This is a genomic window from Roseivivax sp. THAF197b, from assembly GCF_009363255.1.
GTDB lineage: Bacteria > Pseudomonadota > Alphaproteobacteria > Rhodobacterales > Rhodobacteraceae > Roseivivax.
Genome location: NZ_CP045318.1, coordinates 2,528,063 through 2,546,734 on the forward strand (window position 1 = coordinate 2,528,063; position 18,672 = coordinate 2,546,734).

The window sequence follows — 18,672 nt, forward strand, 5'->3', positions numbered from 1 at the left end:
CCGGTTTGGAAGGGCTCAGCGCCGCTCATCCGGGCCGGGCAGCAAGCCGTAGCGTGCGGCCAGCCGCCAGACATGGTCCGGCACCATGTTCTTGATCTTCGCGGGATGGGCGCGGCGCAGATGCAGGATCGTCTCGATGGCTTTCATCTCCAGCCGGGCGCGGGCAAATTCGAGCCCGCGCGGCCCGATCCGCGGCTGCAGGAACGACACGACGGGCCGCAGCGCCCGCGGCATGCGGCGCAGCGGAAGCCCGCCCGCGGCCAGTTCGGTGTTCGTCTTGAAGCCTTGCACCGCGCTTTGCCGTTTGCCGCGCGATCCGGGCGCCTGGCGCACCAGCCTCTCGCCCAATCGGTCCAGCAAAGCCGCCCCCCGCGCATTGCGCACGATCAGCCACTGGTCCCCTTCGCCCGCCATGTAGCCCACGGTGATATCGGCCAGCCGGTTGGTATAATCGACGCAAGTCCGGCAGGTCATCGGAAAGAAATCCGGTGGCAGGTCCGACAAGGGCAGGTTCAGAAACGGCACCTCGCGCGGTTTGCGGCCGTCATCGAAGCGCAGCTCCACGCGGTAATCGGCGCGAAACTCCAGATACGAGATGGTCTCCGGCTTGGGATCGAGCCTCGCGAGGAAAGCGTGGAAATTCTCGGTCGTCGTGTTGTCCGAACAGGGCGTGCCGATCACGGTGATTTCGTCAAAGCCCAGCTCCGCCTCGAGCGCCCGGAGCGCATATACCTGACACGGGATGCCGATCACCCCGATCCGCCGGTGCCCTGCGGCCCGCGCGGGCTCCAGCGCGGCCAGAAGCGGTGCATAGCCCATCCGCATGCCCCGCGCATGGGTCATGTCGGCCGGATCGGTCACGATCATCGGCACCGGGCGCCAGCGATCCTCCGCATCCGGGCCCATGCAAATCACCGCATCGACCGCGCCCTGTTCGAGCAGGGCCGCACCCAGCGCGGTGGTGATCCCGGTCCATTGCGCGCCCTCGGCGGGCGGTGTCAGCCGCGCGCGATACATCGCCCGTGTCACGCCGAAGAAGCCCTCATCGCCGTCCACCTCGGCGGCGCGGCCATGCACACGCGCCTCAAGCGCCGGATAATCGGGCTGAATGAACTGGCAGGCCCGCCCGCAGGCGCGCCCGTCGCCCATCCGGCTGACCCCGCAATCGGTGCAGAGGCCGGGCCGCGCGGCGCCGCCCATTTCGGGGATTGTCAGACCTGTCGTGTCGCGGGGCATGGGTCGTCCTTGACTGGGAACACTGTCAACCTTAGCTGACAGCGCCGCCTCACGAAACACCCAAGACCATATCCGCCCGCGCGTCCCACCCAAGGCCCGTCGTGCCGCCCCAATGTCACGACCGGACCAAAAATACCTCTCGGGGGAGTGCGAGGGGGCAGACAGCCCCCTCGCTCTTTTTTGGTGCGCCATTTCTCAAGCGAAATGACGGTGGAGCAGACAGCCCCCTCTCTTTCAGCCACGCAGCCTTCGAAACGCCAGATCAGACGCGTTTAAATCACATGATCCCGTAGGGTGGGTGAAAACCCACCAAACCCTCACCGCACCTTCAGCGTCGCCAGTCCAATCAGCGCAAGGATGAGCGAGATGATCCAGAACCGGATCACGATCTGCGGCTCGGCCCAGCCCTTTTTCTCGTAGTGATGATGGATCGGCGCCATCAGGAAGACGCGCTTGCCGGTGCGCTTGAAATACAGAACCTGAATGATGACCGAGAGCGCCTCGACGACGAAAAGTCCGCCCACGATGGCCAGAACGATCTCGTGCTTCGTGGCGACCGCGATGGCGCCCAGCGCGCCACCCAGTGCGAGCGATCCGGTATCGCCCATGAAGACCGCGGCAGGCGGCGCGTTGTACCACAGAAAGCCCAAGCCCCCGCCAAAGATGCCGGCGGTGAAGATCAGCAATTCGCCGGTGCCGGGCACGTAATGCACGTCGAGATACTCGGTCACGTCGACCCGGCCCACCGCATAGGCGATGATCCCGAGCGTGCCGGCCGCGATCATCACCGGCATGATTGCCAGCCCGTCGAGCCCGTCCGTGAGGTTCACCGCATTGGCCGAGCCCACGATCACGATGATCGAGAACGGCACGAAGAACAGACCCATATCCAGCAGGAAGTTCTTGAAGAAGGGAAAGGCCAGCTGCCCGGTCAGGGCCTCGGGATGATAGAGGCTCGCCCAGAACCCCGCGACCGCCGCGATCAGGAACCCCAGCAACAGCCGCACCTTGCCCGACACGCCCGCGGAAGTCTGCTTGCTGACCTTGGCGTAATCATCGGCAAACCCGATCGCGGCATAGGACATGGTCACGAAAAGCACGAGCCAGACGAACGCATTGTCGAGCCGCGCCCAGAGCAGCGTCGAGGTCAGAAGCGCCCCCACGATCAGAAGCCCGCCCATGGTGGGCGTGCCCGCCTTCGCGATATGCCCCTCGGGACCGTCGCCGCGGATGGGCTGCCCCTTGCCTTGCGTCCGGCGCAACACGTTGATCAGCGGCTGTCCGAACAGGAAGCCGAAGATCAGCGCCGTCAGAAAGGCGCCGCCCGCGCGGAAGGTGATGTAGCGGAACAGGTTGAAGGCACCGCCCCCGTCCGACAGCTCGGCCAGCCAATAGAGCATGCGAAAGGGTCCTTTCTCAGATAATCCGCCCGTTCAGGACGGCTCCGCGCCTTGGCGCATTTTCCGGATAGCGTCAACCAGCCGCCCCAATCCCATGGACAGGGAGGCCTTGACCAGAACGACATCGCCCGCATCGAGATCGCGCGCCAGCCGCGCCCGCATCCCGTCCACGTCTTCGGCCCAATGGCCGCGCTTGTCGGTGGGCAGCGCCTGCCAGAGCGCATGCATCAAGGGGCCCACGCAATGCACGCGGTCGATCTTCTCCATCGCGGGATGATCCGCGAGCCCCGCATGCAAGGCCTTCGCCTCCGGTCCCAGCTCCTTCATGTCGCCGAGATAGGCAATGCGGCGGCCCTTGCCGACGCGGCCCACATCATGGCGCGGCACGGCGCCCGCCAGCACCTCCAGCGAGGCGGCAACAGAGGCGGGGTTGGCGTTGTAGCTGTCGTCGATCAGTTCAAGCCAGGCGTCCCGATCCGCCATGTCGAGGCTGATGCGCTCGCGGTGGCCCCGCCCCGCACCGGGTGTCCAGGCCCCGAGGTCCAAGAGCGCCCGCGCCTGATCGAGACCGAGTGCATCCACTGTCGCCAGAACCGCCAGCGCATTGACCGCGAAATGCCGCCCCGGCACCGCGACCTTGTAAAGCACCATCTCCTCGCCCAGGCGAAGCTGCCCCACCGTGGCGCTGTCGCCCACGCGGATCTCGGTGCCGCGATACAGACAATCGGTCCCTTCACCGAAGCTGACGGCATGGGCCGCCCGGGTCTCCGCCGCCTCGCGCAAAATCTCTGCCGTCGCCACATCGCCGTTGTAGATCGCCGTGCCCCCGGGCTCGAGCCCCTCGAAGATCGCGGCCTTCTCGCTTGCAATGCCCGCGATATTCTCGAAGGCTTCCAGATGCGCAGGCGCGACGATGGTCACCATGGCCACATGCGGCCGGGCCATTCGGGCCAGAGGCGCAATCTCGCCGGGATGGTTCATGCCGATCTCGATCACCGCGAATTCGGTGTCGCGCGGCATCCGCGCGAGCGTCAGCGGCACACCCCAATGATTGTTGTAGGAGGCTTCGGCTGCATGGGTTTTCCCCTGCCCGCCCAGCACTTTGCGCAGCATCTCCTTGGTAGAGGTCTTGCCGACGGAGCCCGTGACCGCGACCACGCGCGCCTCTGTCCGCGCCCGCGCCGCCTGCCCCAGAGCTTCGAGCGCGGTCTGCACATCCTCGACCACCAGAAGAGGCGCGTCGGCGGGCACGCCCTCGGGGACATGATCGACAAGGGCCGCAGCGGCGCCCTTCTCCAGCGCTTGCGCGACGAAATCATGCCCGTCCCGCGCCGCTTTCAGCGCCACGAATAGATCCCCCGGCGCGAGGGTCCGGGTGTCGATCGACACGCCACTCGCATTCCAATCCGCCGTGGCGCGCCCGCCCGTGGCTTCCGCGGCCTCGACGCTGGTCCAAAGGCTCATGATCTGCCCCCTTCGATCCTCATGGCACCCCGCCATCCAGTGCGGCCACCGCGACGGAGGCCTGTTCCGCGTCATCGAAGGGATAAACCGTATCGCCCACGATCTGTCCCGTCTCGTGGCCCTTGCCGCAGATCAGCAGGGCATCGCCGGGGCCCAGCGCATCGACGCCGCGCAGGATCGCCTCGGCGCGGTCCCCCACTTCCAGCGCACCGGGCGCCCCGCCCAGAACCGCCGCACGGATCGCGGCGGGATCTTCGGAGCGTGGATTGTCGTCGCTGACGATCACCATGTCGGCGTGGTCATGCGCGGCCTGTCCCATAAGGGGCCGCTTGCCCGCATCGCGATCCCCGCCCGCGCCGACGATGGCGATCAGGCGCCCCATCACATGCGGACGCAGGGCCTGGATCGCGGTGGCAACGGCATCGGGCGTATGGGCGTAATCGACAAAGACGGTCGCGCCATTGTCGCGCGTCGCGGCCAGCTGCATGCGACCGCGCACGGTATTTAGCCGTGGCAGCACCTCGAAGATCGCCTCCGCATCCTCGCCGCAGGCCATCACGAGCCCTGCCGCGATCAGCACGTTTTCCGCCTGAAAGCCGCCGATCAGGTTCATGCGCACCTGCCGCACCGCCCCGCGATAGCGCAGCCGCACTTCCTGGCCTGTCGCGTCAAAACGCTGCGCCATCAGGCACAGATCGACGCCTTCATCCCGGCCCACGGTGATCAGATCCTGCCCGCGCGCCTTGGCAATCGCGGCCATATCGACGCCGCGCGCATCGTCCATGTTGATGACCGCAGTTGCCTCCTCGGGCAGCACGCGGGCGAAGAGCCCCGCCTTGGCGGCGAAGTAATCCTCGAAGCTCGCGTGATAATCGAGGTGGTCCTGCGTGAAATTCGTAAAGCCCGCCGCGCGCAGCTGCACCCCGTCGAGGCGGCGCTGTTCCAGCCCGTGCGACGAGGCCTCCATCGCGGCATGATCGACACCTGCCTCGGTGGCCTGCGCCAGCGCGCGGTGCAGGGTAATGGGCTCGGGCGTGGTGTGTTTCAGCGGCGCGAACCAGTCACCCTCGACGCCCGTGGTGCCGAGATTGACCGCGCGCAGACCCAGCTCCTGCCAGATCATGCGGGTGAAGCTGGCCACGCTTGTCTTGCCGTTGGTGCCGGTCACGGCGACCATCGTTTCGGGCTGACGGCCGAACCAAAGGGCCGCCGTGTAGGCCAGCGCCTGACGCGGATCGGCGGCGATGATCAGGGCGGCATCGGAGGCCTCGATCTCGGCGCGGGCGATCTCCGCGCCTTCGGCATCGGTGAGGATCGCCGCCGCGCCCTGCCGCAAGGCGTATTGGATGAACTCGCCGCCATGGACCCGCGTGCCGGGCAAGGCCGCGAAAAGGTATCCGTCGCGCACCTCGCGGGAATCAACGGCGAGGCCCGTAACCGCTACATCGCGCCCCCCGCGGGCCGTGAGGCCCAGCTCGCCCAAGGATTTCACGCCGCTTTCAACATTCATCGTCCCGTTCCCGCGTCCCGATGGTCATGCCGACGCCCGCCGCGCCGCTTGCATCCCGTGTTGCCCTGTTTCCGGGGCCGGGTTCAAGGGCCAAGACCCCTCAGTCGGAGGCGAGGTGGATCGGATCGGGCACGCCGTAATCGGGACGCAGGCCCAGAAGCGGTGCAATCCGTCCGATCATCTCGGCGGCGACTGGGACCGCCGTCCAGCCTGCGGTCCGGCGGGGGCGTTCGCCCATCGTATCCACGGGCTCGTCCAGGGTGACGACGACCACGTATTCGGGATCATGCGCCGGGAACATGGTGGCGAAGGTCGCGATGACCTTGTCATCGTAATAGCCGCCGCCCCGCTCCTTGGGCTTGTCCGCCGTGCCGGTCTTGCCGCCCACCTGGTAGCCTTTCACATCCCCGAAGCTCGCCGTGCCCTCCGTCACCACCTTGCGCAGCATCACGCGCGAAAGCTCGGCGGACCGTTCGGACATGACGCGCGGGCCGTATTGCGGCCCCGACTGGCGCAGGAGCGTGGGTTTGACCGCAAAGCCCCCATTGGCAATCGCCGAATAGCCCGCCGCCAGGTGAAGCGGCGACGAAGACAGGCCGTGACCGTAGGAAATCGTCACGCTCGACAAATCTGTCCAATCCTTGGGCAGAAGCGGCTTGCCGCCCTTGGCCTCCGTGATCTCAAGCGGTGTCGGCTCGAAAAAGCCCAGCTTTTTCAGGAAGTCCTGCTGCCGGGGCGTGCCGATCTGAAGCGCCATCTTCGCCGTGCCCCGGTTGGAGCTCTTGATGATGATCTCCTCGATGGTCAGCGTGCCGTAATTCTTGTTGCGGAATTCACCGATATTGAACCCGCCCACGCGCATCGGCGGCTTGGTGTCGATCAACGTGCGCGGGGCGACCAGACCCAGATCCATCGCCTGCGCGGCGGTGAAGATCTTGAAGGTGGAGCCCAACTCGTAGACGCCCTGCACCGCGCGATTGAAAAGCGGGCTGTCCGCAGGCGAGCCCGACACCGGCGGCATGGGCCGGTCATTGGGATCGAAGGTCGGCAGGGAGGCGATGGAGACAACCTCGCCGGTATGCACATTCATCACGACCGCAGCCGCACCCTTGGCGTTCATCAGCATCATGCCGCCTGCGAGCACCCGTTCGACGGCGGCCTGCACCGTCAGATCGAGCGACAAGGTCAGCGGCGCGCCTTCCCGCGCCGGATCGCGCAGAAGATCGTCGAAATACCGCTCGATCCCGGCGCTGCCCACGACTTCCGCGGAATGCACCCCCTCCTGACCGAAGCGGGTGCCGCCCATCAGATGCGCGGCCAGCGTGCCGTTCGGGTAAAGCCGCATCTCGCGCGGGCCGAACAGCAATCCGGGCTCGCCGATGTCATGCACGGCCTGCTTCTGTTCGGGGCTGAGCTTCTTTCGGACCCAGACGAACTTGCGCTTGCCGGTGAAATCCTTGAGCAGACGCGCCTCGTCGAGATCGGGGAAAATCCCCGCAAGCGCCTTGGCCGCGCGCTCGGGCTCGATCATCTGCTGGGGATGCGCGTAGAGCGAATAGGTGTCCATGTTGGTCGCAAGGATGCGGCCCTTGCGATCCACGATATCCGCACGCTGCGAAATGATGGAGGCGCCCTGCGTATGCGCCCGCGGCTCGGCGGGCTCTGACGCGGCGAGCGTGGCCATGCGCGCGCCCGTGACCGCGAAAAGGCAGAAGAAGGCCACACCCAGCACCAATAGCCGCCCCTCGGCGCGCACGCGCGCCGTGTCGCGCATTTGTTCGTGCCGGATACGCAGGTTCTCGCGTTCGATCGCGTCGGGATTCTCGCCCTTCTGGCGGGCTTCGAGGATACGGGCCAGCGGGCGCAGCGGCGTACGGATCATGGGCGTTGTCCCCCTTCACTGGACAGATCAACGGGATTCGTGAACTCGATCACGGGCGGCGCGGGATAGGAGATCTGGTCGACGCGGCCGAATTGCTCGGGCAAGAACGGCATCAGGCCCAGACGCGGGAAGTTCAGCTCCGCCAGATCGCGCAGGCGTTCGGGCCGGTTGAGAAAGGCCCATTCCGCGCGCAACACGGCCAATCGTTCGCGATTCGCACCGATATCGCGGCGCAGATCCTGCACTTCGGCCAGCGCTTCCTGCGTCTTGTAGTTTTCATGATAGGCCCAGAAAGCGAGGCCGATCACCGAAAGAACCGTGAGGATATAGAGAAACGTGCGCATCAGCGTCCGCCCTTTGTGCGTTCCGGCCTGAGTTCCGGCATGTTGAGGGATTTGGCGTCGATCTCGCCCGAGGGAGCGTCGGTGCGGCGGGCCACGCGCAGCTTGGCCGAGCGGGCCCGTGGGTTTTCAGCGAGCTCCTCGGCATCGGGACCGATGGCCTTCTTCGAGATCAGCTCGAACTGGGGATCGGGCTCTTCCACGAGCGGCTGGAAACGGTTCGCGCGCCCGGTCTGGCCTGCGCGGGCCTGCAGGAAGCGCTTGACCATGCGATCCTCGACCGAGTGGAAGGTCACCACGGCGAGCGCACCACCAGGCTTCAGCGCCCGTTCCGCCGCCATCAGCCCCTCATACAGCGCGCGATATTCGTCGTTCACCGCGATCCGGAGCGCCTGGAAGCTGCGCGTCGCGGGATGGGATTGATTGGGTTTCGGGCGCGGCAGGCAGCCTTCGATGATCCCTGCAAGGCGCAGGGTGGTGGTGATCGGCTCGACCTCGCGCTCGCGGAGGATTGCGCGGGCGATGCGGCGTGAAGCGCGTTCTTCGCCGTAGGTGAAGAGGATATCGGCAAGCGTCTCCGCATCCGCCTCGTTGACGATATCGGCCGCCGACGAACCATCCTGTCCCATCCGCATGTCGAGCGGACCGTCCCGCATGAAGGAAAACCCGCGCTCGGCCTGGTCAAGCTGCATGGACGACACACCAAGATCTAGCACGACCCCGTCCACATCCGACGCCACACTGTCCATCTCGGCGAAGTTGGCCTGAACGAGGTCGATACGCCCAGCATATTCGGGCAGCCACCTGGCGGCCATCTCATGCGCCAGCGGGTCACGGTCGATGCCGATGACCTTTTCGGCGCCTGCCTCGATCAGACCGCGCGCATAGCCGCCCGCGCCGAACGTGCCGTCGATCCACACGCCCGTGACCGGTGCCACCGCCGCCAGAAGCGGCCGCAGCAAGACAGGCACATGCGGCGCATCGGGCTTGGGCGCGGCGCCCTCGGTCATGGCCTAGTCTCCCTGGATCTTCTTTCGGGGCAGCAATTCCAGCACGTCGACATCTTCCGGCAGATCATCGAGAAGCGCCTCGGTCTGAAGCTGCTCGCGGTCATAGGTCTCGGGGTTCCAGATCTGGAACGTGTCGCCGGATGCGATGAAAAACGCTTCGGAATCAAGCTCGACGCCGATTTTTTCGCGCAGCTTCTGGGTCAGGACGAAGCGGCCCGTATCGTCGACCACCGCATCGGTCGACAGGCCCGAAAAGGTCCGCTCCAGCAATTTGCGCTGTTTGGAGCCGCGCGGCAGTTCCTCGATCTGCTCTTCGACCTGCTCGATCGCGGCGATGGTGTAGCATTCGAGGAAATTGCGGCGGTGATCGCCGTAGACGATGACGAATTCGGGCAGCTTGCCGGTATCCCAGCCCGGATCGCCCGCTTCGAGGACACGGCGAAAAGAGGCTGGGATTGAGACCCGCCCCTTCTTGTCGACCTTCTGCCGACCTTCACCTCTGAACCTCAGCCTGCGGCCCACTGCCCGGCCCTTTCACTGTCCGCCCCCGGTAAACGTAAAAACGGCGGGTTGATCCGCTGCCATCGATCAACCCGCCGCCTGGTCCCGCTTGGGCGGGAGGATCCCAGCTGCGCGTGCCACCTGGGGGGATGTCTGCTCGCCCACGCGCTGGAATTCCGTTTTTGTCGACGAGAGCGAGGTGCCTGTATGAAACCCGCTCTTTTATTTTTGTGTTCGGGAGAAGTGTCGCGGCTGGTTTTTGTGTCCGCTGTCTTCCCTGCCCTCGTCGATGAACAATGGATGGCATGGGAATTGATGGTACGCAACAAATTTCTACGCATTTTTTGCGAAATGTTGTTTTGAGTACGCCCTGAAAACAACATGTTGTGCGAATTTTCGATCCCTCTATTGGCCTATTTTGGCATTCCGCCACAAAATCAATCTATATCTAGTAGAATCCCCGGCGATCCATCCTAGCCCATGAATTCCAAGACAATGCTGCATTTTTGCCTGAGCGCGCCACGTCCGCACCCGTCTCGGCCCAATTTACACCCCTGAATCGGGCCGTACACCGCCCCGTCCCAAGACGATTCCGATGATTCCGCCGGGCAACACCCCTGACCCAGGGCGAGAGACCAACCGGAACCCATCATTTCCCAAACCGCGTCCCAAATATTCCCAGCATCCCAGTTCAGACCATGCTGACCGCCTCGAAGGACCCCCTTACTCCCAAAGGGCCGCCCGAAGCCGCGCCGATTTCCCACCCGATCCCAGCGCGGCCCCCTTCCGGACCGCAGATGCCGCGACGCACCTCCAGGCCCATTGCGATCTGCACTTGATTTCGCGCGCCCGGGCTTCTACCCCGAACGGGCCTCGGTCCGGGCAATGCCCGGTGAAAAGGGAACGTGGTGCGAATCCACGGCTGCCCCCGCAACTGTCAGCGGCGAGCGCGCGCGGCACATGCCACTGGGCTCAGGTCCGGGAAGGCCCGCGTAGCGTGATGACCCGCAAAGCCAGGAGACCTGCCGCGGCGATCACCCTTTTCGGGCGCGGGGCGCGTCCCGGGAAACGGTCCTTCCGGAGTGGTGACATCTCACGCCGTTCACCGGGAGGGACTTCGTCCTTTCCAAGAACATCATCAAAATCGCCGCGGCCTGCCCAAGGCGCGCCACGGCAAAAACGAGGGAAAGGACACGTATGTCCCGCCTGTTCTCCGGCGTCAGCGTTCTCGCGCTGTCGCTTCCCCTGTCCGTGCACGCGCAAGACGTGCTCGAGCTGGCTCCGATCACGATCTATGGCAACGTCACCGACCTGCCGCTGTCGCGCACCGGTGCGACGGTCGAGATCATCGACGAGGAGGCGCTCGAAGACGCGCCCTCGCAGACCCTGGCCGAAACCGTCGCGTCCCAGCCCGGCGTCAGCTACACCCAGGCCGGCGGCCCAGGTCAGCCCGCCTTCGTGCGCCTGCGCGGCCTGCCCCAGCGCTATGCACCGGTGCTCGTGAACGGCATCGACGTGACCGACCCGTCGGGCGTGCAAAGCCAGTTCGACTGGTCCAACATCCTTGCCAGCGGCGTCACCGGCGCCGAGATCATCAAGGGCTCGCAATCAGCACTTTACGGCTCCGAGGCCGTGGGCGGCGTCATCGCCCTGACCGCGGCCCGCGCCCCCGATGCGCCGAGCCGCGAAGGCTCCGTCTCGATCGAGGCCGGTGCCTATGACACGCAAAGCGCGACCCTGTCCTATGGACTTGCGACCGAGCGGGCGGGCTTCGCCTTCAGCTTCGGCGGCACGCAATCCGAAGGCTACAACGCCGTCGATCTTCCGGGGTATGACGAAGATGACGGGTTCGAGGCCAAGCAGGCCAGCTTAGACGCCTATGTCGACGTGACCGACACGCTGCGCCTCGGCCTGACCGGGATCTACAATGCCTCCAAGGGCGATTTCGACCCGACCTTCGGCATTGTTCCGTCCGATCTGGAAGACGGCGATTACGAAACCTACCAGCGCGGTTATCGCGGCTATGCCGAGCTGCAGACAGGCGCTTTCACCCACAGCCTGGAGCTCTCGCAATTCCGCATCGGGCGGGATTCGACCAATGCCTTCGGCACGTCGACCTTCGAAGGGGAGCGCCGCAAGATCGGCTATCTCGGCGAGTGGGATATCGGCGGCGGCACGATCCTGTCCTTCGGGGCCGACCGCACCATCGAGGAGGCGGAAAGCGCCCCCGATGACGTGGAGACCGATGGCCTCTTCGCGGAACTGGTCTACGCCGCGACGCCGGATCTGGATTTCGCGCTGTCCCTGCGCAACGACCACCATTCCGAATTCGGCGATTTCACCGCCGCGCGGGGCGCGGTCACCTGGCGGGCCACGCCCGACATCACCGTGCGCGCGAGCGTTGCCAACGGATATCGCGCACCCTCGCTCTATGAACTCTACGACCCGACATATGGTGACGCCTCCCTTGATCCCGAAGAAAGCGTGAGCTTCGATCTCGGCATCGAGAAGGTCTATGCCAATGGCGCCTCGGTCTCGGCCACCCTGTTCAAGACAGAGATCGACGATCTGATCGTCTTCGACGGGACGATCGCGCCCTTCGGCGGCTACGCGCAATCGAGCGGCACCTCGACCTCCGAAGGCGTAGAGATCGCGGCCTTCCTGCCGATCGGTGACCGGATCGGGCTCACGGGCGCGTTCACCTACACCGACGCGCGCGATGCGGACGACGATCCGGAGCTGAACGTGCCGCGCTACGATCTGTCGCTCGGCATCGATGCGGAGATCACGGATCGCGTCTCGGGCGGCTTGACCCTGCGCCATGTCGCGGACTTCCCCGATACGTTCAACGCCGACTTCTCCCGCGTGGACAGCGTCGATGACTACACCGTCGTAAATGCCCGCGCGTCCTTCGCAGTGACGGACGACATCGAGGCCTATCTGCGTGTCGAGAACCTGTTCGACAGCGATTACGAGACCATCCCGGACTATGATGCGCCGGGACGTTCGGCCTACTTCGGGGTCCGTGCGTCGTTCTGATCTCCGAGTGCTCGGGGCCGCGCTGACATTGATCGGCGCGGCCCTTGGCACGGATGCGGCGGCCGCGCCGGAGCGGGTCGTCTCGCTCAATGTCTGTACCGATCAACTGGCCCATCTTCTGGCCGCGCCCGGTCAGCTCGTCTCGGTCTCGTCGCTGGCGCATGATCCCAGATCTTCCGCCTATGCGGAGGCGCTGCAGGGTATCCCCGCCAATGGCGGCGGCGCGGAGGAAGTCGTCCTGCTGGAGCCGGACCTCATCCTCGCAGGCACCTTCACCACCCTCGCCACGGTGCAGATGCTCGAAGGGCTGGGCCATGAGGTCGCCCTTTTCGGACCCGTCACCTCGCTTGAGGATGTCACGGACAACATGGCCCGCATGGGCACGCTTCTGGGCCGCGAGGCGCAGGCGGAACAGCTCATTGCCGAGTTCGAAAGGGCATTACGCGCGCTCCCGCCGCTCTCTGATGGTCCCCGCACGCTTCTTTACTATCCCATGGGCAGCACGTCGGGACGCGGCACCATGGCCGACGCACTGCTGCAAGCCGCTGGCCTGACGAATATCGCCGCCGAGATGGGATTGCGCTTCGGCACGCTCCACCTCGAGGAGGCGGTGCTTTCCGCGCCCGACCTGATCCTGACGCCCGCGCCCTATGCCCGCCCCACGCGCGCGACGGACCTGCCCGGTCATCCCGCCCTGCGGCAGGTCGCCCCCGTCCACCGCATCGAGGCCGGTGCCGCCTGGAGTTGCGAGACGCCTGCGCTTCTGGACGCCATCGCCGATCTGCGCGCCCTGGCAGAGGAGCTGGAATGATGCGCGCCCTCACCCTTGCGGCCCTTCTCGCGCTTGGACTGGTGATGTTCGCGGCCTCGCTGCTCGTGGGCTATGCGCCGCTGGGCCCCGGGCCCGCGCTCGCTGCCCTTTTCGGACAGGGTGATCCGCTGACCGTGATCGTGATGCAGGATATCCGACTGCCGCGCGCGCTTCTGGCGGCTCTCGTCGGTGCGGCCTTGGGCATGTCGGGTGCTGCGATGCAGGGCCTTTTGCGCAATCCGCTGGCGGAGCCGGGCCTGATCGGCGTGTCGGGCAGCGCCGCCCTCGGGGCCGTGATCGCCTTGCAAACCGGGATTGCCGGGGCCTTCGCGCTGGCCCTGCCGGTGACAGCCCTTCTGTTCGCCGCCGGGGCCGTGGCGCTTCTTATGGCGCTGGCCGGATCGCGGGGCGGGTCGCTGACGCTGATCCTCGCAGGCATCGCGGTCTCCTCGCTTGCCGGCGCGCTGACCTCGCTTGTGCTGAACCTCTCGCCCAATCCCTATGCCGCCGCCGAGATCGTGTTCTGGCTGCTGGGCTCGGTCGCGGACCGCTCGATGGAGCATGTGGCGCTGGCCGCGCCGCTGATCTTCGCGGGCCTTGCGGTCTTGGCGCTCACTTCGCGCGGCCTCGATTCGCTGACCCTGGGCGAGGATGCCGCCGAGGCGCTGGGGGTCTCGATGGCGCGGTTGCGCCTGATGGTCCTCGTGGGCACCGCGGCATCGGTCGGCGCGGCCACGGCGGTTGCAGGCGCCATCGGGTTCGTCGGGCTTGTCGTGCCGCATCTCCTGCGCCCCCTGATGCGCGCGCGCCCCGGCGCCCTTCTGGCCGCAAGCGCCCTTGGCGGGGCCGCGATCGTGCTGGCGGCGGATCTTGCCGTGCGGCTGATCCTGCCCGACCGCGATCTGAAGCTTGGCGTCGTGATGGCGCTCATCGGCGCGCCACTTTTCCTGCATCTGATCTATCGCACGCGAAAGGACCTGATGTGACCGCGCTCACGCTGAAAGGCCTGACCGTCCGGCGCGGCGCCTGCCCCGTGGTGGACGCGGTCGATCTGTCCGTCGCCCCGGGCGAGGTCGTGGGCCTTCTTGGCCCCAATGGCGCGGGCAAGACCACGCTGATGCGCGGCGCCCTTGGCCTGATCGCCGCAGAGGGGTCCTCGTCACTGGCCGCCCTGCCGCCGCGTGCCCGCGCCCGCACCGCGGCCTGGCTGCCGCAACAGCGCGAAATCGCCTGGGGGCTGAGCGTTGGCGATCTGACAGCCCTGGGCCGCCTGCCCCATGGACGCGGCGGCACAGCGGCGGATCGTGCGGCCATCGACGGCGCGCTCTCGGCCATGGGGCTTGCCGATTTCGCCGATCGCCGCGCGACGGAACTTTCGGGGGGAGAACAAGCCCGGGTCCTCATCGCGCGGGCGCTTGCGCAGGACGCCCCGCTTCTGATGGCGGATGAGCCTATTGCCGGGCTCGACCCTGCCGCACAAATCGCCACGCTGGAGCTGTTCTCACAGCTCGCAAAGGACGGTCGCGCAGTGCTGACCTCGCTTCACGACCTGAACCTCGCGGCGCGCTATTGCACCCGGCTCGTGCTTCTGGACCGCGGGCGAAAGGTCGCCGATGGCCCCCCGCGCGACGTGCTGACCAAGGCTCATCTCGCGCAGGTTTTCCGCCTCGATGCGCGCCTCATCGAGACCGAAGGCGGCCTTGTCATCGACCCGCGGGGCGTGCTGCCATGAAACGCCCTAGCAGAGCCTTTCCGATCCACAGACCCGGAGTGACCCATGGATAATGTCTTGGCCTTTCTCGACCGCGGTGGCCCCGCGCTTTGGGTGATTGCCGCGCTGTCGGTGATCACCCTCGCGGTGATCCTGTGGAAGACATGGTCGCTGGCGCGCATGGGCGCTTGGCGGCGCGCCCCGGCGGAGCGAGCGGTGGCCCTCTGGGAGGCCGCAGCACCCGAGGATGCCGAAGCCGCGCTGAGTGGCCGGTCCGGCCTGCGCGCGCGGGTTCTGCGCGCCACCATGCAGGCCGCGCGTACCCGCCCGCCCGAAGCCGCCCGCGAGGAAACGATGCGCGTTGCGCGTGCCACATTGATGGAGGCCGGGCGCGGGCTTCGCGCGCTCGACCTCATCGCGACCATTGCGCCGCTTGTCGGGCTTCTGGGAACCGTGCTCGGCATGATCGACGCCTTCCAGGCGCTGCAGGAAACCGGTGCACGGGCCGATCCCGCAACGCTTGCAGGCGGGATCTGGGAGGCGCTTCTGACCACGGCGGCGGGCATGGCGGTGGCGATCCCAGCCTCGATCGCGCTGTCCTGGTTCGATTCGGTGAATGAACGCGTGGCCCATGACCTCGACGATTTGGCCAGCCGGGTGCTGAACCGCGCATGAGCCTCGGGCTGCGATCCCGCGCCGCGCGCAGGCGCAAGCCGTCGCTGACGCCGATGATCGACGTGGTCTTTCTGCTGCTCGTTTTCTTCATGCTGGCCGCGCGCTTCGGGACCAGCTCCGCGCTGGCGCTGGCGCCCGGCGGCGGCGATGCCGAGGCCGCCTATTCCGGCCCGCCCCGCCTGATCGAGGTCGGCGCGGACGAGGCGCTCTGGCTGAATGACACAGCCCAGCCCGGACCCGACGCCCTGCTCACGGCGCTTGCGGACCTCACCGATGGTCCCGATGACATCGTGGTTCTGCGCGGGCGGGACGGGGCAGAGACGGGCGATCTGGTCGCCATCATCGCGCTTTTGAACCGCGCCGGATATCAGCGCTTGGCGGTGGTCGAATGACCCGCCCGCGCCTTGCCATCCGCCCGAGACGCCGCTCTCGCGAAGCCGTGGTGCCGATGATCAACGTGGTCTTCCTGCTCCTGGTCTTCTTCCTTCTGACGGCGCAGATCGCGCCCGTCGCCCCCTTCGAGGTGACGCTGCCCGAGGCGGAGGCCGAAGAGACGGCGCAGACAGCGCCCCTGCCCCTGTTTGTCGCGACGGATGGCCGTCTGTCCCACGGCGATCTGCGCGGTGATGCGGCGCTGGCGGCGGCGGTTGCGGCAGGCCCCGTGCGCCTTGAGGCCGATACGCGTCTGCCCGCCCAAGCCTTGGCCAAACTTCTGGCACGGCTCACGGAGGCCGGTGCGGAGGAGGTCATCACCATCGCAACCCGAGCGCCCTCCCCATGAGCCTGCGCGACGCAGCCCTGTTCGGCGGTTTTGCCCTTGCCATGCATGTCGGCGTCTTCGCCTGGATCGGAGCAGTCGAGGACGGAGGCAGCGCAGGCGGCGGCGCGGGTGGCGCTGCTGATGTGACCGTCCTGCCACAATCAGGCGAGATCGCAGCGCTGGTCGAGCGCTGGACCGCGCCGCCCGAGACCAGCACCGCAATGGCCGCACTACCGATGCCGGAAGCATTTGCCCCGCCTGCGCCGGTGACCGCGATGCCCGACGCGCCACCATCGCGGATTGCCCGGCCTGCAGATGCCGACCCGGCTGAAGCTGCACCGGACGACGCGCCGTCGCCGCAAGCGCCTGCATCTCCGGCGCCGCCGAAGCCGCGCCCCTCTTTGGCGCCGGAAATGCTGACGGCCCTTGCGCTGCCTTCAACGCCAGCGCTCGAACGGCCCGCGCGCCCCGCCGAGACCGCGCCAACGCGACCGCAAAGGCCCGCAGCGTTGGCCGTGCCCGGTACGAATGCCGAGACGCCCCCGCAAGCGCAGACCGCGCCCGCCGCGAAACCCACGCCGCGCGTCAACCCGTCGGAAGCGGCGCCGTTGGCCTCGGCCCGTCCCGCCCCGCGCCCGCCGGGCCTTGCGCCTGAGCGACCGCGTCCGGTGGCCTCGCCTGCCCCGGCCCCCGCTCCAGCCGCCCGCGCCAAGCCCCAAGCAGGTCGGAAAGCGCAAGGCAGCGGTGGCGCCGCGGCACCCGCCCGGGCCGCCCCTGCCCCGGCGGCCTCCGGCCCGTCACCGGACGCAATCCGCACGGCCCGCGCACAATGGGGTGCCAGCATCCGGACCGCCATCGCCCGCGCGCAACGCTATCCGCGCGGGACCCGCGCGACGGGACGGGTGACGGTCAGGCTGAACGTCACCCCGTCGGGGCGCCTGATCTCAAGCGGGGTCGTCGCATCTTCGGGCAATGGCGCGTTGGACCGGGCCGCCTTGCAGGCGACGCAGCGCGCGCGCTTGCCCCGGGCGCCTTCGGTGTTGTCTGCGGCAAGCTATGCGTTCGATCTTCCGCTGAGCTTCGCGCGCCGCTGAGTCTGCCCGTGGGAAGAGTTGCAATAAGTGCGATGCTGCAACGCGGCGTTAGCGACTAAAAAAATCGCCCAATATCGCGCCAATTCGCGCTTTATGACGTCGCGTAAGTGCCGGGAACCGATTAAGGTCAATCTGCAACCTACTGAAATTGCTGACTTATATATATGCACGACACGCATGCCTGCTTTGCCGATTGAACCATTGTGCAACCGCAGCATTCGCCCCATCTTTGGACCAACGCAAACGAGCATATCCATTCGAGGATCGGTAAAATGTCCTACGCACAAACATATTCCGGTACCGCCGCAACAGGCACCTTCGCGCGCCTGAAATCCAGCATCTCCGAGAAGCTGGCCCGCCGCAAAGTGTACCGCACCACGCTGAACGAACTCTCCGCCCTGTCGGATCGCGAACTGCGCGATCTCGGCCTTGCCCGCTCCTCGCTGCGCGGCATCGCATGGCAGGCGGCCTACGATAACTGAGATCATGGGCGCAACGAGCGCAAGATGTGTCGCAACCGCAACATTTCGCCGCAGCGCCCATAATCGAGAAACAATGACGGGTCACACGCGTTTCCCGTTCGATCTTTGAAGGCCTTCCCTCCTCCCTTGAGGTCTTCAATCCACAGCGGCGGCATCTTCCTCCTCCCTGGTGTCGCCGCACCAAATTCCGAAGACCGGGCCAGATGGCTACCTCTTCGACCGAGCTGAAGGCCTTCCTCCTCCCTTTGGGCCTTTGGACCACGCGGCGGCTCTCTTTTCCTCCTCCCTTGGGGGTCGCCGCGATCCCATTCGCCCTTCGGCTGCGGCTGCCGGGCACACGAGACGAAGGCCTCTCCTCCTCCCTTGGGGTCTTCGATACCGGCGACGGCCCTCTTCTCCTCCTCCCTTGGAGGGTCGTCGCCACAAAATTCGCCCTTCGGCTACAACCGCCGGGCACACGAGACGAAGGCCTCTCCTCCTCCCTTGGGGTCTTCGATACCGGCGACGGCCCTCTTCTCCTCCTCCCTTGGAGGGTCGTCGCCACAAAATTCGCCCTTCGGCTTCGGCCGCCGGGCCCACGAGACGAAGGCCTCTCCTCCTCCCTTGGGGTCTTCGATACCGGCGGCGACCCTCTTCTCCTCCTCCCTTGGAGGGTCGTCGCCACCATCGTTTTCGGATGCAGAACGCCTTTTGCGATGCGTCCACCAGAGTCGGAAGTTCTCTCCTCCTCCCTTGGGAACTTTCGGGACCCGCGGC

Annotated in this window: 17 protein-coding genes and 1 riboswitch; of the genes, 9 read left to right on the top strand and 8 right to left on the bottom strand. The window is 66.6% G+C overall.

Going from position 1 to position 18,672, the window contains the following annotated elements; genetic code table 11:
- Positions 1-15: 15 nt before the first annotated feature.
- The 8 genes from FIV09_RS12240 to mraZ form a co-directional block, all read right to left on the bottom strand.
- Positions 16-1,236 carry a Coenzyme F420 hydrogenase/dehydrogenase, beta subunit C-terminal domain gene (locus FIV09_RS12240; protein WP_152450206.1) on the bottom strand — a complete coding sequence of 407 codons (1,221 nt, stop codon included), beginning with the start codon at positions 1,234-1,236 and terminating at the stop codon, positions 16-18.
- Between the two features lie 317 nt (positions 1,237-1,553).
- The gene (mraY, locus tag FIV09_RS12245; protein ID WP_152450207.1) at positions 1,554-2,636 is read right to left on the bottom strand and encodes a phospho-N-acetylmuramoyl-pentapeptide-transferase; all 1,083 of its coding nucleotides are present in this window, start codon (positions 2,634-2,636) and stop codon (positions 1,554-1,556) included.
- 33 nt (positions 2,637-2,669) lie between these two features.
- On the bottom strand, positions 2,670-4,100 hold the full coding sequence (gene murF / locus FIV09_RS12250; protein WP_152450208.1) for a UDP-N-acetylmuramoyl-tripeptide--D-alanyl-D-alanine ligase: 1,431 nt from the start codon (positions 4,098-4,100) through the stop codon (positions 2,670-2,672).
- A 19-nt stretch (positions 4,101-4,119) separates the two neighbouring features.
- Positions 4,120-5,610 (bottom strand): UDP-N-acetylmuramoyl-L-alanyl-D-glutamate--2,6-diaminopimelate ligase, encoded by a 1,491-nt coding sequence (locus FIV09_RS12255; protein ID WP_152450209.1) that lies wholly within the window; start codon positions 5,608-5,610, stop codon positions 4,120-4,122.
- Between the two features lie 100 nt (positions 5,611-5,710).
- Positions 5,711-7,492 carry a penicillin-binding protein 2 gene (locus FIV09_RS12260; protein ID WP_152450210.1) on the bottom strand — a complete coding sequence of 594 codons (1,782 nt, stop codon included), beginning with the start codon at positions 7,490-7,492 and terminating at the stop codon, positions 5,711-5,713.
- Complete coding sequence (locus tag FIV09_RS12265; RefSeq protein ID WP_152450211.1) at positions 7,489-7,836, bottom strand: cell division protein FtsL; 348 nt, start codon at positions 7,834-7,836, stop codon at positions 7,489-7,491. The genes FIV09_RS12260 and FIV09_RS12265 overlap by 4 nt, the downstream gene beginning before the upstream one ends.
- Positions 7,836-8,843: a 16S rRNA (cytosine(1402)-N(4))-methyltransferase RsmH gene (gene rsmH, locus FIV09_RS12270; RefSeq protein ID WP_152450212.1), complete on the bottom strand. Its 1,008-nt coding sequence runs from the start codon at positions 8,841-8,843 to the stop codon at positions 7,836-7,838. Before rsmH ends, FIV09_RS12265 begins: the two co-directional genes overlap by 1 nt.
- A 3-nt stretch (positions 8,844-8,846) precedes the next feature.
- Complete coding sequence (mraZ, locus tag FIV09_RS12275) at positions 8,847-9,365, bottom strand: division/cell wall cluster transcriptional repressor MraZ (protein ID WP_152450213.1); 519 nt, start codon at positions 9,363-9,365, stop codon at positions 8,847-8,849.
- Between the two features lie 836 nt (positions 9,366-10,201).
- Positions 10,202-10,389: riboswitch (cobalamin riboswitch) on the top strand.
- A 152-nt stretch (positions 10,390-10,541) separates the two neighbouring features.
- Between mraZ and FIV09_RS12280 the strand changes: the two genes are divergently transcribed.
- The 9 genes from FIV09_RS12280 (at position 10,542) to FIV09_RS12320 (ending at position 17,916) form a co-directional block, all read left to right on the top strand.
- Positions 10,542-12,383 (top strand): TonB-dependent siderophore receptor, encoded by a 1,842-nt coding sequence (locus tag FIV09_RS12280; protein WP_152450214.1) that lies wholly within the window; start codon positions 10,542-10,544, stop codon positions 12,381-12,383.
- Between the two features lie 7 nt (positions 12,384-12,390).
- On the top strand, positions 12,391-13,194 hold the full coding sequence (locus FIV09_RS12285; RefSeq protein ID WP_254702430.1) for an ABC transporter substrate-binding protein: 804 nt from the start codon (positions 12,391-12,393) through the stop codon (positions 13,192-13,194).
- On the top strand, positions 13,191-14,180 hold the full coding sequence (locus FIV09_RS12290; RefSeq protein WP_152450215.1) for an iron ABC transporter permease: 990 nt from the start codon (positions 13,191-13,193) through the stop codon (positions 14,178-14,180). Before FIV09_RS12285 ends, FIV09_RS12290 begins: the two co-directional genes overlap by 4 nt.
- On the top strand, positions 14,177-14,926 hold the full coding sequence (locus tag FIV09_RS12295; protein WP_152450216.1) for an ABC transporter ATP-binding protein: 750 nt from the start codon (positions 14,177-14,179) through the stop codon (positions 14,924-14,926). The genes FIV09_RS12290 and FIV09_RS12295 overlap by 4 nt, the downstream gene beginning before the upstream one ends.
- Positions 14,927-14,971: 45 nt before the next feature.
- Complete coding sequence (locus FIV09_RS12300) at positions 14,972-15,580, top strand: MotA/TolQ/ExbB proton channel family protein (protein ID WP_152450217.1); 609 nt, start codon at positions 14,972-14,974, stop codon at positions 15,578-15,580.
- Positions 15,577-15,972 (top strand): biopolymer transporter ExbD, encoded by a 396-nt coding sequence (locus FIV09_RS12305; protein ID WP_152450218.1) that lies wholly within the window; start codon positions 15,577-15,579, stop codon positions 15,970-15,972. The genes FIV09_RS12300 and FIV09_RS12305 overlap by 4 nt, the downstream gene beginning before the upstream one ends.
- The gene (locus tag FIV09_RS12310; RefSeq protein WP_152450219.1) at positions 15,969-16,361 is read left to right on the top strand and encodes a biopolymer transporter ExbD; all 393 of its coding nucleotides are present in this window, start codon (positions 15,969-15,971) and stop codon (positions 16,359-16,361) included. Before FIV09_RS12305 ends, FIV09_RS12310 begins: the two co-directional genes overlap by 4 nt.
- A complete protein-coding gene (locus tag FIV09_RS12315) occupies positions 16,358-17,434 on the top strand; it encodes an energy transducer TonB (protein ID WP_152450220.1) in 1,077 nt (358 codons plus the stop codon). Before FIV09_RS12310 ends, FIV09_RS12315 begins: the two co-directional genes overlap by 4 nt.
- 272 nt (positions 17,435-17,706) lie before the next feature.
- Entirely contained in the window at positions 17,707-17,916 is a 210-nt protein-coding gene (locus tag FIV09_RS12320; RefSeq protein WP_152450221.1) for a DUF1127 domain-containing protein, read from the top strand.
- The last annotated feature ends 756 nt before the right edge of the window (positions 17,917-18,672 follow it).